16 protein-coding genes are annotated in these 15640 nt (G+C 34.0%); 8 read left to right on the top strand and 8 right to left on the bottom strand.

Annotated features, from left to right (window positions below; genetic code table 11):
* Position 1 precedes the first annotated feature (1 nt).
* Together ACQY44_RS09375 and ACQY44_RS09370 are read right to left on the bottom strand one after the other, a co-directional pair.
* The gene (locus ACQY44_RS09375; RefSeq protein WP_428230109.1) at positions 2–814 is read right to left on the bottom strand and encodes a mechanosensitive ion channel family protein; all 813 of its coding nucleotides are present in this window, start codon (positions 812–814) and stop codon (positions 2–4) included.
* Between the two features lie 97 nt (positions 815–911).
* On the bottom strand, positions 912–1310 hold the full coding sequence (locus tag ACQY44_RS09370) for a YtxH domain-containing protein (protein ID WP_428230108.1): 399 nt from the start codon (positions 1308–1310) through the stop codon (positions 912–914).
* Between the two features lie 221 nt (positions 1311–1531).
* Between ACQY44_RS09370 and ACQY44_RS09365 the strand changes: the two genes are divergently transcribed.
* The 6 genes from ACQY44_RS09365 to ACQY44_RS09340 all read left to right on the top strand — a co-directional run bounded on the left by ACQY44_RS09365 (position 1532) and on the right by ACQY44_RS09340 (position 8926).
* Entirely contained in the window at positions 1532–3340 is a 1809-nt protein-coding gene (locus tag ACQY44_RS09365; protein WP_428230107.1) for a type VI secretion system Vgr family protein, read from the top strand.
* A 3-nt stretch (positions 3341–3343) separates the two neighbouring features.
* Complete coding sequence (locus ACQY44_RS09360) at positions 3344–5014, top strand: phospholipase effector Tle1 domain-containing protein (protein WP_428230106.1); 1671 nt, start codon at positions 3344–3346, stop codon at positions 5012–5014.
* Positions 5015–5072: 58 nt separating this feature from the next.
* Entirely contained in the window at positions 5073–6098 is a 1026-nt protein-coding gene (locus ACQY44_RS09355; RefSeq protein WP_428230105.1) for a DUF2931 family protein, read from the top strand.
* 104 nt (positions 6099–6202) lie between these two features.
* Complete coding sequence (locus ACQY44_RS09350) at positions 6203–7228, top strand: DUF2931 family protein (protein ID WP_428230104.1); 1026 nt, start codon at positions 6203–6205, stop codon at positions 7226–7228.
* Positions 7229–7332: 104 nt separating this feature from the next.
* The gene (locus tag ACQY44_RS09345; RefSeq protein WP_428230103.1) at positions 7333–8358 is read left to right on the top strand and encodes a DUF2931 family protein; all 1026 of its coding nucleotides are present in this window, start codon (positions 7333–7335) and stop codon (positions 8356–8358) included.
* 136 nt (positions 8359–8494) lie between these two features.
* Positions 8495–8926, top strand: coding sequence for a hypothetical protein (locus ACQY44_RS09340; protein WP_428230102.1), 432 nt, complete (start codon positions 8495–8497; stop codon positions 8924–8926).
* A gap of 80 nt (positions 8927–9006) precedes the next feature.
* On the opposite strand, the gene ACQY44_RS09335 is transcribed toward ACQY44_RS09340, so the two are convergent.
* Positions 9007–9906: a NifU family protein gene (locus ACQY44_RS09335; RefSeq protein ID WP_428230101.1), complete on the bottom strand. Its 900-nt coding sequence runs from the start codon at positions 9904–9906 to the stop codon at positions 9007–9009.
* Positions 9907–10039: 133 nt separating this feature from the next.
* Between ACQY44_RS09335 and ACQY44_RS09330 the strand changes: the two genes are divergently transcribed.
* Both ACQY44_RS09330 and ACQY44_RS09325 read left to right on the top strand, forming a co-directional pair.
* Positions 10040–11029: a PorP/SprF family type IX secretion system membrane protein gene (locus tag ACQY44_RS09330; RefSeq protein WP_428230100.1), complete on the top strand. Its 990-nt coding sequence runs from the start codon at positions 10040–10042 to the stop codon at positions 11027–11029.
* A gap of 9 nt (positions 11030–11038) precedes the next feature.
* On the top strand, positions 11039–11557 hold the full coding sequence (locus ACQY44_RS09325) for a gamma carbonic anhydrase family protein (protein ID WP_428230099.1): 519 nt from the start codon (positions 11039–11041) through the stop codon (positions 11555–11557).
* 99 nt (positions 11558–11656) lie between these two features.
* Here ACQY44_RS09325 and ACQY44_RS09320 read toward each other — a convergent pair whose 3' ends face one another.
* The 5 genes from ACQY44_RS09320 to ACQY44_RS09300 form a co-directional block, all read right to left on the bottom strand.
* On the bottom strand, positions 11657–12373 hold the full coding sequence (locus ACQY44_RS09320; RefSeq protein ID WP_428230098.1) for a LytR/AlgR family response regulator transcription factor: 717 nt from the start codon (positions 12371–12373) through the stop codon (positions 11657–11659).
* A gap of 102 nt (positions 12374–12475) precedes the next feature.
* The gene (locus tag ACQY44_RS09315) at positions 12476–13186 is read right to left on the bottom strand and encodes an intradiol ring-cleavage dioxygenase (RefSeq protein ID WP_428230097.1); all 711 of its coding nucleotides are present in this window, start codon (positions 13184–13186) and stop codon (positions 12476–12478) included.
* Positions 13187–13197: 11 nt separating this feature from the next.
* Positions 13198–14307, bottom strand: a complete 1110-nt coding sequence (locus tag ACQY44_RS09310) for a sensor histidine kinase (protein ID WP_428230096.1) — start codon at positions 14305–14307, stop codon at positions 13198–13200.
* Positions 14308–14640, bottom strand: a complete 333-nt coding sequence (locus tag ACQY44_RS09305) for a DUF4907 domain-containing protein (RefSeq protein ID WP_428230095.1) — start codon at positions 14638–14640, stop codon at positions 14308–14310.
* A complete protein-coding gene (locus ACQY44_RS09300) occupies positions 14630–15637 on the bottom strand; it encodes a Kelch repeat-containing protein (RefSeq protein ID WP_428230094.1) in 1008 nt (335 codons plus the stop codon). The genes ACQY44_RS09305 and ACQY44_RS09300 overlap by 11 nt, the downstream gene beginning before the upstream one ends.
* Positions 15638–15640: the final 3 nt, after the last annotated feature.

Raw genomic sequence — 15640 nt, 5'->3', positions numbered from 1 at the left:
CTTATTTTTGGATGGTATAGGGCTGAATCGAAATACCTGCTTCATCTAGAGCCAGTTTGCAATTTTCTAAGGTCTCAGAAACAACAGCTCCATAATTTGCATTTGTCGCCCAGGGACGTACTGCAAAATCTATAGAAGCAGCCGTTAAGTTTTTTACGAAAACTTCCGGAGCCGGCTTTTTAAGGACTTTAGGATTTTTGATTAAAACATCTAAAAGAATATCTTTTGTTTTTTTAATGTCTGAATCGTAAGAAATTGAAAAAGTCAAATCGGCTTTTCTTTCTCCCTGCATGGAGTAATTGATAATAGTTCCGTTGGATAAAGCACCGTTTGGTACAAAGACAGTCTGATTATTACCCGTAAGCATTTTAGTTACAAAAATTTGAATTTCTACTACTGTTGCAATAACACCTTGTGATTCGATCGTATCACCAACTTTAAAAGGTTTGAAAACGATAATTAGCATTCCTCCGGCAAAATTAGAAAGTGAACCTTGCAATGATAAACCTACTGCAAGTCCCATTGCTCCTAAAATGGCGACAAATGACGAAGTTCCAATTCCAAGTTTGTCAATTACTGTTACGAATAATAAAATTCGGAGAGCCCATATTAAGATGTCCGAAAGAAACCTTGTTAAGGTAGGATCTAAATTTCTTTTGATCATCACCTTTGTAATAATTCTGTTTATTAATCTGATAGCATAAATACCAACAAATAAAATAATAAATGCGGAGATTAATTTAGGGGAATAATCAACTAATACGTCAATAAATTTAGTAACGTAATTGCTAACTTGTTCTGGATTCATGTTCATATTTTTCGAATAAAAAAACCTTCTCAAAGAGAAGGTGTATTAGTACTGCAAATATAGAGATATTTATTTTTATAAGAAAAAAGAGTTTCTATTCCTTCTAAGAAACGTTATCAGTAGGTTTTTCTATTACAGTTACAGTTTTTTCGGTAGTATCTGTTACTGTTTCTGACACAATAGTTTTGGTGGTTCCGGAAACTTCAGTCGCTTTTTCTTTTATAGAATTGATTACATCACTTATTGAACCTGAAGCTTTTTCAACATATTCGCTTACGATATCTTTTGCCTGATGGGCATATTCTGTTGCGCTGTCAAGTATGGGTTCAGAAGCTTCTTTTGCTTTCGCTATGGTTTCTTCTGCAAAAGTTTCTGCCTTATCAATATAAGGTGCGGCAACTTCCTTGGCTTGTTCAAATTTAGTTTCGGCTTGTGCAGCCAAATCGCTCGCAGAATCTTTGGCTGTGCCAAATAAATTCTTGAAAAATGAAGATAATCCCATAGTTTTATATTGATTGGTTTAGAATACAATATTAACTATTTTTTGAGGATTTTAAGAAAAAAAAATCAAAATAACTTGTTGATAATTAAATGTGTATGAGATTTTTGGAGAAAAGTCTTATTCTAATATATATAAGTCCTATAGGGGCTTAATGATTAGTTGCAAAAGTTTTATTTTACTTAAATGATATATCAGCCAATTAATTAAATAAACAAAAGAGGATGGCACATTTTTCAGACCAGGTTCATATTACTATTGGAAGTTTTACTCAAAACATTATTTATTATGATTTAGAGCTATCACAGAAAATGGCGGATCACCATCATTTTTCATTTGTTTGGCAATATACAGGTAAATCACTAATAAATCCGGCAGATCAGGCTAAAGCGATAAGAAGCTATTTAGGTGATGAAGTTATTTTTACTTTCAAGAGTCTTACCGGAATCAAATTAATGAGCAAAGGAATTATTACTAGTCTTGTTTCTATTGATCTTCACGGTAGCCCTGTAGGATTGCATGTAACAGGAGTAAGCCACACGATTGTTCTGGATGATATGCCAAAATCCCGAACCTACCTGCAACGCGGAATGGATGATATTGTCCTGAATATTTTTGCTGAAGGTCCCGGAGAGTTCTATCAGAGAGATGCTATACGATCTACTTATTATAAAGAATTCAAATACATGGCACAGTATAACGAAACCAGTTTTGAATTCTTAAAGCGATTAGCAGCCCGTTACGGTCAATGGTTTTATTTTGACGGAATGCGAATGCAGTTCGGACAAACGAAAACCAGTAAAATAAAACTGATTAACGGTGCTTCTTTGCATAGTTTTAAGATCCAGGCTACTATGGCTTCGCATAAGATATCTTTGGCAGGTTATAATTATAATAATGCAGAAGGTATTCGAAAAGCAGAAGCGAGAACCTCAATGGGCAGTAAAGACAGCTTTGCTTCTGTAATAGGTTACAATCAGGGTACTGTGGTACAACCTGAGTTAAGTATTGGTGCTTATACCAATAACGCCCAAAGCAAAGACGAGATAGAAGAAATGGTCAAATTGCAAACCGCAGGCAGCGATGCCAATAGTGTGTATTATAGCGGAATCTCTTATTTCCCGCTAGGACTTGGGCAGGTATTCACTATCGTAAACCAAACGGTAGAACACGAGCTGATTGTTATTGAAGCAATGCATCATTCTAAGGTTCACGGAAATTACACCTGCGAGTTCAAAGCAATTCCTGCTGATGTAGCAGCACCACATTATACCAATGTTCATGCTTTTGCAAAAGCCGAAACCCAACCTGCAAAAGTAACAGACAATAATGATCCGGAAGGATTAGGACGCGTAAAAGTAGATTTTTACTGGGCAAACGGAGGGAAATCAAGCGAATGGATGAGAATGATTCAGCCACACTCAGGAGCAGGAAAAGGTTTTTATTTTATTCCCGAAATAGGAGAAGAGGTTTTAGTGGGCTTTGAAGGAGGTAATGCACAGAATCCGTATGTCATGGGAACGCATTATAACGGGCAGGAATCATCAGGTTATAATACTCCAAAAAATGATATGAAAGTAATTCGTACCCGTTCCGGAATTATAATTGTTTTTAACGATGCTGATGGAAGTGTTTTAATTCAGGACCCAAGCGGCAATAAATATTTGATGGATGGTAATGGCAATATGGAATTTGAGGCTCCTAAAAACATGACATTCAATGCAGGTGGAAACATTACTATGAATGCCGGACAAAACTTGACCACAAATGTAGGTGTTAACAAAACGGATACTGTTGGCGGAAATTATACGGAAACAATAACAGGCTCGAAATTTCTTTCGATTGGTATTAATTTCATGGTTAAGGTTATGGGCAATTTTGGAGAACTTATTAAAGGAAAAAGAGAATCAGAATCGAGTGAAAGAAAAGAAATGGCAAAAATGGTTTCTCTAATTAGTACCGAAGAACATATAAATGTACATGCCTTTAAAAATCTAAACAAGTATAGTGGTGAAAATACAACAAATTCGTAAATCATGAGTATTCTAAGAATTGTTGAAGGTGAAATGATAAACACCACAACAGGTGCAATGGATTTGCGCGCTACAGAAGGAGATTTTACTATTCATGCCGCAGGAAAAAACCGTTGGCATGGTGGTGAAGAAGGTATTTTTGAAAATGATTATGAGCCTGGACATCCGGAAGATTCATTAGACAATACTCTTAATGTTAGCTTAAACATTTTTTTTGATGGTACCCAAAACAATAAAACCAATACCGAGAAAGGAAAATATTATAAAGAATCCAACCATGAAGATGATAGCTATACCAATGATTTCTCTAACGTAGCACGAGGCTATGACGCAATAGATCCTAATATTGCCTTTCAAAAAAAACTTTATATAGAAGGTATTGGTACACATGATGAAAAAAGTGATGATGTTTTTCCGGATGTTGCACTAGGTATGGGGAGTCGTGGAGTTGTGGCAAAGGTGGTAAAAGCCTGTGTAAATGCTCCCGGAATGCTATTACAATATAATGATAAAGAAATTGACATTTTAAAAGTTAATGTCTTTGGGTTTAGCCGAGGGGCAACCGCTGCCCGACATTTTTTGCATATTGCCAATAGTCCTGCCATTGTATATAGTCAGCTTCCGGATAATAAAGTACAAATAGCTGCACCAGGCTCTTATGAGGGTATGGAGGATAAAAATAATATTCTTACAGTATCAAATAACCCACTTCTGGAACAACATGGTTACTTTGCTGCCTGCTTATTAAATGATAATTTTAAGATAAAAAAAATCGAAATTAATTTTGTTGGTTTATACGATACTGTGGCTTCACATGGCTTTTACCATGGTAACGACAGCAAAGATTTGCATTTGAACGCCGTTAAAAAAGCACGTTTTGTTTTGCAGTTATCCTCTGATGATGAATATCGCGAAAATTTTGATTTAACCAATATTGACAGTGCGGGTTTGCATGGTTTAGAACTTACTTTGCCCGGAGTACATTCAGATATAGGAGGTTCGTACGTAAACAACTCAAAAGAAATTTCAGTTTTATACTATAAAAGAGAATCGCTTTATAATAAAATGATTCACCATTCAGACAAAGAAGTTGAAAAATTAAGAAAAATTGTAATTAGTGAAGGCTGGTATAAAAAGGATCAAATTGACGCCGGTATTCTTCACAAATCTGATATCGATGATAAAATAAAAAAAGGTTCTGTAGAGGATTTAGAAGAATATTATGCTGTAGTTGGGACACGCAATTTGTACAATACTTATGATCAAATTCCACTCAATCTAATGTTTCACTTTTCTAAAGATAGCGGAGTTGAATATGATGGCGATTACATAACTGAAAACCATAGTATAAAAAATGAATTTATTAAATCGGTAAGCAATAATTTAAATAAGTATGTGAACGCCTGTAATAATTTACGCAGTAGTTATGTCGAAATGTACAATGGTGATCTGGTAGACAAAAGCTCTATAGACAGCGACTATTTGTTCAGATTAAAACAATTATCGTATCTCGATTACATAGACGAGGAAGCACTAAAAAAATTAAGGAACCAATACCTGCACTGGTCTGTAAAAGCAAACGAATTAGGTTTGGGTTCCCGCGAAAGTCAGGCACCTAATAAAGATGGTGCTTATGAAAGTCGATTTAGAAAAAGAGAAATACAAAATGGATAAAAATTGGATAAAAATAATAGTATGCTTTTTAGTGTGCATACCAATAAGCAGCTGTCAAATGAAAAATGAAAAAATACCGGAGTGGACTGCCGAAATGTGTCATCCTGCCAATAAATATAGTGTTGACATGGTAAAAGACGAAATTATTACCCTTGAAGGTATTCATGCAGGAATGCCTTATGGCAGTTCTTCGGGCACATGGGGAGATTCAGGTAAAATGTGGACGAAGCAACATGGTACCCCTATTGGAGCAGACATAACCTATTATGCAGGTTATAACAATACTTTTTACAGGTTGAAAATTGATTTTCCGGTGGAGAAAATGAAAGATCTGGTAAGACGTAATTATGCTAGTCGTGAAGTAAAAAACAAAACGATAGAAGAATATAAATATGAAGGTGACCGTGATCTACAATATATAATGGGTGATGCGGATGCTGCATATAAATCATATGATAATATGTCCTCTTTAGTTTTTGGTTTTGCGCCCAAAGGAATGGTGGTGGTCTGGGTTAACTATGGTTTAACAGTTATCGAGATAGGCAGATATCAGGCTAAAGTAATTACTGACCCGAAAGAATTGGAAAGTGCCAAAAATAAACATTTGGCAACATGGAGATTTACCCCTGAATATTTTGATGAACTGGCGAAGAAATTACACAACCCCAATACCAATTGTGCTTTATGGGATATGTTTCGTTTGCGATACAATTGGAAACCGGTATTTATATCTGATAATCCTAAATTTAGATTATTTGAAGTTAATAGCGAGTATTATAATGGAGAGAGAAATCAAATGTTTCGTCCCTGGTTACTCGAAAACAAAATACGCGACAGGGCTTTGCCAAGTGTTTTTCAGTTTTTTTGGGAAACAGGTAAAGGCGAGAAATTTGAAGGCAGAATATTTTTTAATCAGGATGAAATATTTAACCGTTTTAAAAACTTAACAGGAGATAATGAAATTCAGGTTAAAATAGCCTCTAATAATGGAGATTTAGAGGTTATGCTTAATAATGAAAAACTCAAGGTAGACAGTATTAGAATTTACCCTAGTGATAGGGAATTTAATGATTCTTATAAATAATTTTTCATTCATCTGACAGCAAAAAAGAGAAAAACAAAATGGATAAAAATTGGATAAAAATAATAGTATGCTTTTTAGTGTGCATACCAATAAGCAGCTGTCAAATGAAAAATGAAAAAATACCGGAGTGGACTGCAGAGATGTGTCATCCTGCAAATCAATACAGAGTTCAAATGGTAAAAGACGAAATTATTACCCTTGAAGGTATTCATGCAGGAATGCCTTATGGCAGTTCTTCGGGCACATGGGGTGATTCTGGATCAATGTGGACGAAGCAACATGGTACCCCTATTGGAGCAGACATAACCTATTATGCAGGTTATGACAATACTTTTTACAGGTTAAAAATTGATTTTCCGGTTGAGCGTATGAAGGATTTGGTACGGCGAAATTACGCTATTCAGGAAGTAAAAAACAAAACGATAGAAGAATATAAATATGAAGGAGATCGTGATCTACAATATATAATGGGTGATGCGGATGCTGCATATAAATCATATCATAGTATATCCAGCCTTATTTTTGGTTTTGCGCCCAAAGGAATGGTGGTGGTCTGGGTTAACTATGGTTTAACAGTTATCGAGATAGGCAGATATCAGGCTAAAGTAATTACTGATCCGAAAGAATTGGAAAGTGCCAAAAATAAACATTTGGCAACATGGAGATTTACCCCTGAATATTTTGATGAACTGGCGAAGAAACTATACAACCCCAATGCCAATTGTGCTTTATGGGAAATGTATCGATTACGATACAATTGGAAACCGGTATTTACATCTGATAATCCTAATTTTAGATTGTTTAAAGTCAACACGGAATACTACAATGGAGAGAAAGATCAGTTAATGCGTCCCTGGTTACTCGAAAACAAAATACGCGACAGGGCTTTGCCAAGTGTTTTTCAGTTTTTTTGGGAAACAGGTAAAGGCGAGAAATTTGAAGGCAGAATATTTTTTAATCAGGATGAAATATTTAGCCGTTTTAAAAACTTAACAGGAGATAATGAAATTCAGGTTAAAATAGCCTCTAATAATGGAGATTTAGAGGTTGTGCTTAATAATGAAAAACTCAAGGTAGACAGTATTCGAATTTACCCTAGTGATAGGGAATTTAATGATTCTTATAAATAATTTTTCATTCATCTGACAGCAAAAAAGAGAAATACACAATGGATAAAAATTGGATAAAAATAATAGTATGCTTTTTAGTGTGCATACCAATAAGCAGCTGTCAAATGAAAAATGAAAAAATACCGGAGTGGACTGCAGAGATGTGTCATCCTGCAAATGAATTCAGAGTTGATATGGTAAAAGACGAAATTTTTACCCTTGAAGGCATAAGTGCCGGAATGCCTTACGGAGGCTCATCCGGCACATGGGGTGATTCAGGTAAAATGTGGACCGAACAACACGGTACACCTATTGGAGCAGACATAACCTATTATGCAGGTTATGACAATACTTTTTACAGGTTGAAAATTGATTTTCCGGTTGAACGTATGAAGGATTTAGTACGACGAAATTACGCTATTCAGGAAGTAAAAAACAAAACGATAGAAGAATATAAATATGAAGGAGATCGTGATCTACAATATATAATGGGTGATGCGGATGCTGCATATAAATCATATCATAGTATATCCAGCCTTATTTTTGGTTTTGCGCCCAAAGGAATGGTGGTGGTCTGGGTTAACTATGGTTTAACAGTTATCGAGATAGGCAGATATCAGGCTAAAGTAATTACTGATCCGAAAGAATTGGAAAGTGCTAAAAAGAAATATTTAGAAACATGGCGTTTTTCATCTAAACGTTTTGATGAATTAGCTCAAGATTTTTATGTTCCAAATGCCAATTGCGCTTTATGGGATATGTTTCGTTTGCGATGCAATTGGAAACCGGTATTTACATCTGATAATCCTAACTTTAGATTGTTTAAAGTCAACACGGAATACTACAATGGAGAGAAAGATCAGTTAATGCGTCCCTGGTTACTCGAAAACAAAATACGCGACAGGGCATTGCCAAGTGTTTTTCAGTTTTTTTGGGAAACAGGTAAAGGCGAGAAATTTGAAGGCAGAATATTTTTTAATCAGGATGAAATATTTAACCGTTTTAAAAACTTAACGGGAGATAATGAAATTCAGGTTAAAATAGCCCCTAATAATGGAGATTTAGAGGTTATGCTTAATAATGAAAAACTCAAGGTAGACAGTATTAGAATTTACCCTAGTGATAGGGAATTTAATGATTCTTATAAATAATTTTTCATTCATCTGACAGCAAAAAAGAGAAATACAAAATGGATAAAAATAAAAGTCAAACACAAGTTAATCCTTCAATGAATTCTGGAAATAGAAGAATAAGTAAAAATTACTCAAAACAATAAAAAATAAAATTATGTATTACGAACTAATAGTAGAGGGAATTCAAATTGTTGTTCCTTATTATGATCATGAAGAATATTATGTAATTATAAATAAATTAAGTGAAGCTAAATTTATAATTAATAGAGCTATAAAATTTGAAGATGAGGTATTGGTAATGTATACAGACTCTTTTGGTAATCTAATGTCGAACAATAAAAAATTGAAAGTTGTGCTCAATAAAGATCAGGAAATTCAATTTAAAAATTATAGGGAGCAGGTTACTCTAAAAAGTGGTAAGACAGTTTCAATATTACCTATGAAAGATATTCAGGAAATTGCTAATCAAACATTTTATGTTGACAAACAAAAACATGTTGTCAATTTTTTAAATTTCACAATAATACAGGGTGATAATGCTGAATGCCTTTTTAATCTAATTGGAAAAAGAAATGAAAAGAACTAAAAAGCCCCAAAAGCATTGCTAGTGAGGCTTTACAACCATACAAAAGGAACTTAAGTTGTATGTGTTTTCAATTCTAATAATTATGCATTTACAGCTTCTACTTTAATCGCTTCATCATTCAACATACTTTTTAGCATATTTTCGATTCCGCTTTTCAAAGTAAAAGTCGAAGAAGGACAACCGCTACAAGCCCCTTGTAAAATCACTTTTACCGTTTTGTCATTTTCGTTATAAGAGTCAAAAGCAATATTTCCTCCGTCAGCGGCAACTGCCGGTTTTACATACTCTTCTAAAATATTAATGATTTGTTGCGATGTAACATCTAGTTTATCAAATGCTTCATCTTTCGTAATATCGTTTTTAGTAGCGACTTCAATTAAGCTTTCATCTAAAACAGTTCCTCCGTTTTCGATATATTGTTTAATGAAAGTTCTCACTTCCAAAGTGATCTCATCCCAGTCATTGATATCATATTTAGTTACCGAAATGTAATTTTCATCAATAAAAACTTCTTTTACATACGGAAATTTAAACAATTCTTTTGCTAATGGAGAAGAAGCAGTCTGATCGATATTTTTATATTCAACAGCATTTTTGGTTAACATTCTGCTCACTACAAATTTTAAAGCTGCAGGATTAGGAGTTGTTTCTCCGTAAACCGTTATAGGTTGTTTTTTGGGCTGATTTTCGTCGATTTTTATAATAACACCACCTTTGTCTACAAAGGATTCAATTTGTTCCGCAACGGCGTCTTTTACATCGTCCCATTCTACAATGCTGTATCTCTCGATCGCAATAAAGTTTCCTGAGATATAAACTGTTTTTACAAACGGAAGATAAAATAATTGTTGTGCTAAAGGCGATGATTGTGCTTCGTCAATATTTTTAAATTCGAAATTTTGATTTTTTGTAATGAAATCTTCAAATTCAAACTTTAGTATAGTTGGATTTTGAGTTTCTTTTATGGTGATTTTTGTCATGATTTATAATTTTTTACAAATTTAGTAAAGTTATTTTCTACTAATACCTATATTTGGTTTTTTAATAAAATAATTAAGACTCTTTTCAAATAAATCGTATTAAATTAGGAGAGTCTAAAACATAATTGCCTTTATGGAATTTAGAATCAGGGTTTTATTTGTTTTTTTAATCACTACATTTTATTCTTATTCGCAAGAAGGAATTCCAGTTTATTCAGATTATTTATCAGATAACTATTACCTGATTCACCCTTCAATGGCCGGAGCTGCAAACTGCGCAAAAATAAGACTGACAGCCAGAAAACAGTGGTTTGGTCAGGAAGATGCACCCACACTTCAAACCTTGACTTTTAATGGTAGAATAGGAGAGCGATCGGGAGCAGGAATTATTGTTTTTAATGATAAAAATGGTTACCATTCGCAAAAAGGAGTAAAACTTACTTATGCACATCATATTATGTTCTCCAGAGATGAAATAGATTTGAATCAGCTTTCTTTTGGTATTAGCGGAGGATTGATTCAGAGTCAGTTAGATGAGACGAAATTTGGCGGAACTTTTGATCCAATTGTTTTCGGGGCTATTCAAAAAGATTCTTATTTTAATGTTGATGTGGGAGCATCCTATAATTACCTTGATTTTTATGCCCACGCAACTGTTCAGGGATTACTTGAAACCAGAAGAGAATTGTATACGGATTATGAAAGTGATAACTTGAGAAAGTTTCTTTTGAGTGCCGGATATGTTTTTGGTAAAAGAGAAAATATTACCTGGGAACCATCAGTTTTATTTCAACTATTTGATAAGACGAAACAGAAATCCATAGATTTGAATATGAAGGCTTACAAAAATATGGATTTTGGAAGTATATGGGCTGCATTGTCTTACAGAAGAAGTTTTGATGGTGCACAATATAGCACATCAAGTGGAGTAGCAGCTCAAAAGCTACAATACATTACACCTATAATAGGTGTTAATTATAATAATTTTATGTTTGCTTATACCTATTCACAAGTAACCGGTGATGTGAAGTTTGATACCGGAGGATACCATCAAATTACTTTAGGAATCAATTTGTTTTGTAAAAAGGGACGCTACGATTGTAATTGTCCGGCGATTAACTAAATTTATATTATGCTTATTAAATCTGTAAACGGAAAAACGCCTTCTATTCCAGAAGATTGTTATGTTGCTGAAAATGCTACTATTGTTGGTGATGTTGTATTTGGAGATTCTTGCAGCGTTTGGTTTAATGCTGTTATTCGGGGTGATGTTAATTTTATTTCAATAGGAAATAAGGTGAATATTCAGGACGGAGCTATTATTCATTGTACATATCAGAAACACCCCACTATAATAGGAAATAATGTTTCAATAGGCCATAATGCTATTGTGCACGGATGTACCATTCATGACAATGTTTTAATAGGAATGGGAGCTATTGTAATGGATAATTGTGTAATAGAAAGTAATTCGATTGTTGCTGCTGGTGCTGTTGTAACACAAAATACAATAGTAGCTTCAGGAACTATTTATGCGGGTGTTCCGGCAAAAAAAGTAAAAGACATAGATCAGTCAGACTTTGCCGGTGAAATTGAGCGTATTTCGAACAATTATGTAATGTATTCCGGTTGGTTTAAAAACGAAGAATAAACTAAAATTACAAAAACTCCAAAATAAAAATTCCAAATTCAAATAGCACTTCAGGCATTTTGGAATTTGGATTTTTTTTGTTTTTGGAATTTAAAAAACTTACAAGTTGATTCTTTCGAAAAAAGTATTTTTATAACTTTCGCTAATCGGAATTCGTTTGTCACTAATCAAAACTTTATTTTTTTGTATTGATTTTACATGTTTTATGTTAATGATATACGATCTGTGAATTCGGGAGAATCCCTTACTGGAGAGTAAATTTTCTAATTTTATTAAACTGATTAAGGTCAAAGTAAATTTACCATCGGTAGTATAAATTTTGACATAATCCTTTAGGCCTTCAATAAATAAAATATCCGAAAAATTCATTTTTACGTTTTCATATTCTGCTCTTACAAACATAAAGTCCTGCTCTAATTCCGGAGCAGTTGTATTTTCGGAAATGGTCTGAACGGGAGCTGAGGGATTTAGAACTTGCTGTGCACGTACAACAGATTTTAAAAAACGATGAAACGGAATGGGTTTTACTAAATAATCGACAGCTCCAAGATTAAAACCTTCAACGGCATAATCAGAATAAGCAGTTGTAAAAATAACCAAAGGCTTTTTTTCGATCGTATTTAAGAAATCAATTCCTGAAAAATGAGGCATCTGAATGTCCAGAAAAATCAAATCAACATTATTTTGATTGATAAATGAAACTGCATCAATGGCATTATTAAAAGTACTGATCAATTCAAGGGAATCTACCTTTCGAACAAAATCTTCTAATAATTCAACTGCTAAAGGTTCATCGTCTATAATTACACATTTCATTTATTGAAGTTTAAGTTTGAAAAATCAGTCTAGCAGTCAAAAGTAGTTTTAAACCAGTAAATTAAGTTTTAAAATTATCATAAAATACAGGTAGTGATAAAACTATCCGTTTACGGTAATTGTTTTGCTTAAAGTGTAACCGTCTGTCAGATTACCCGTTAGCGTTGCTAGTTCGTTGGCTAAACTATCTGAGAAAACGTTGTCTTTTGTATTTGAGGTATCAGCCTGACCGTGGGCAACATAATTCGCACTTGAATACACAGTACTTGAAACCGTTTCAGGAAAGGCAATTTGTGTCACCAATAATGATGATCCGGTACTGCTTAAAACTTCAACATGCACATGTGGTGCCCTGCCCTGATACCAACCCGGAAAAATCGAAATAAAGGAAACTTCTCCTTTTGAATTAGTGGTTTGTCTTCCTCTTAAAAAATGAACAGTAGTATAGTCAGTTTGTTGCATCGACGTGCCTCCATATTCGGAATAATTTCCGTCTTTATCACAATGCCAGACATCAACTAACACACCTGATAATGGTGAACAGTTATTGTTTTTATTTTCGATCACTAAATTGATAAGTAAAGCAACTCCAACACGGTCAGATTTTATGTTTTCTAAAACCAGCTGACTTGGTGTTTTAATAGGGAAGGGGCCTTTGGTTTCTGATGGGGAAATGGTGCAACTGCCGTCTCCCGAAGCGTCTGTACCAGTAGTATCATTATCACTTTTAGAACATGATTCTAATAATTTTGAAGCAGTTGCTAACGAAGCAATTCCTAAAATACCATTTCGGATGAATTTCTTTCTGTCCATAATAAGTTTTGTTAATGTATTGCAGTTTGAATTTTATCTAATTTTAAATTCAAATGCACACGATAAAATTGATTGTCCTGCGCTATGGTAAGTTCGTGTGCGTTTGGATATAGCAGATCCAGTCGGTTTTGAATGTTTACCAGTCCAATTCCTGAGTTGTCAGGATCTTTGATATAATTCTCAATTGTATTTTCTATCCAGAAATCAAGGCTGTTTTCTAAAATGAAAATCTTGATTTTTACATGTGCGGCACCCTTGTAATCAGTTCCGTATTTAAAGGCATTTTCGACAAACGAAATCAACAGTAAAGGTTCAATAAATTTATTTTTAGTGTCACCATGAACGTTGATAACAATGTCTTCGATATTGTTGAGCCTGAGTTTTTGCAGCTCAATGTAATTCTGGATATAATTGACTTCTTTTTCTAAAGCCACCGTTTTATTATCCGTTTCATACAGCATATAGCGCATTAATTCTGATAATGTTACGATGGCATCAGGGACCAAATCAGATTTTTTGTGTGCCAGGGAATAAATACTGTTTAATGAATTGAATAAAAAATGTGGATTGGTTTGTTTACGCAAATAAATCAATTCGGTATTTGTTCTGTGTGTCTCGGCAATTAATTTGTTTTGTTGGTTGTTATAAAACTCGGTTAATGTTCTAATAATTGCACTAATGGTAATAATTAAAATATAGAAAAATGAAGGCCCAATTTTAAAAAACAATGGTTGTCTCCTCGCCATTATAGCTGGTCTTGTTCCTTTGTACATTAATTTAAAGTCTTCGGGCGGAGGCATATTTCTGATTTTGAGATGTCTTACTTCTGAGAAATCGGGGATAAAATAATTGATCCTTATAATCATAAAAAGTAAAATAACAGCAAATACAAAAATGAAATAAAGCCAGTATTTTTTTTCTAAAAGTAGTACGGGAACCAAATAAAAATAATTCAGATAAAATAGAATAATTCCTGTAGTCCATTGTATATAAAAGTCATTGTTGATCTTAAACGGACTTTCATAAAATTGAATTAATGAAGTCAGAATAAAGAAAACCCATATGATGCAATGGAAAAGGATTTTATTTGAACTTGTATTTTTGATGGTATCTAGTGTCATTTATAATTTTATTTTTAATAAAATTAAATCATTTTTGGTTACCCTTGGTGATATCTTTTGATTGAGTTTCTCTACTACCAGATTCGCTACTTTTAAAGCGTCAGCTTCTGTTGAAAAACTTTTAGTATCGTTTATTACCGGAATAATAGATTGTCTGATAATGATTTTATTTTTAAAAGCAACTGTATATCCCCAGCCTGATGTGGTTTTAAAAGATTCACTTTTAAAGGTTTCGTGTCTGGCACAGGCCGTAAATTGTAAAACCAATAAAACCAATAATAAATTCCTCCGGATTTTACTCCGGAAGAATTTCATCTTTGTCTTAGTTGTCATCGCTGGTTTGCTCTTCTAAAGGTTTAAATTCCCAGGCATCATCAAAGTAAGTAGAACCTACTCTTCCTAACATATAGAACCCACGATTATTAATTGCGAATCCAACAGCATCTGTTCTGCTGGCTCCTTCCATAGGCGTTTTTTCTACCCATAAATCGGTTGTTGGGTTATATTCCCAGATTGTTTTAATGCTTTCTCCACCCACAACATATCCTAATCCGTTCATAGAAAAACTAGAGGCATTCGAACGAACGATTGCGTAGTCATCATTGTAAGAATAATCATCATCAGTATCTTTATCGATGTCACGTTTTCTGGTCCATACCTCTGTAGAAGGATCAAATTCCCAGAAATCTTCCTGATATACTCCATTATTAATTCCGGTTCCAAGATATACTTTATCTGCAATTACAAAAGCAGTTGCATTACGTCTTTTGTTTCCGCTGAATCCGTTTACAAGAGTCCAGGTATTTGTCTGATCGTTGTATTGATAAAAATCTTTTAAGTAATTTCCATCATAACCAGTTCCAAAATATGCTTTTCCACCAGCCTGAAAACCTACAGCAGCATAACGGCCTGTGCCTGCAAAATCAGTTTTTTGAGTCCAGCTATTGCTTGTAGGATCGTATTGGTAAAAGTCTTTTAGTTTGTTGGTCCCATCGTAGCCAAGACCCACATAACCTTTATCATTAAGGGTGAAACTCGAAGCAGAACTTCTGCCAACACCCGTAAAATCTGCTTTTTGTTCCCAATAATCTCCGGTAGAGTTATACGCCCATAAATCTTTTAAATATACATCACCAGTATAGCCTGTTGCTACATAGGCAAAATCTCCAATAACAAAACTAGTGGCACTAGATCTTGCAGGGCCATCAAATGCTGATTTTTTTACCCAGTTTCCCATTAAATCATCATCGTCATTGTCGTTGCTGCAGCCTATAAAAATAAGACCTGAAAACAATGCCGCGAATAATATTCCTTTTTTAAAATTATTCATAGT

It is taken from the genome of Flavobacterium sp., from assembly GCF_965277525.1.
Classification (GTDB): Bacteria; Bacteroidota; Bacteroidia; order Flavobacteriales; family Flavobacteriaceae; genus Flavobacterium.
The sequence above is the reverse complement of the archived record's forward strand: the minus strand, read 5'-3'. Positions and strand labels throughout refer to the sequence as shown.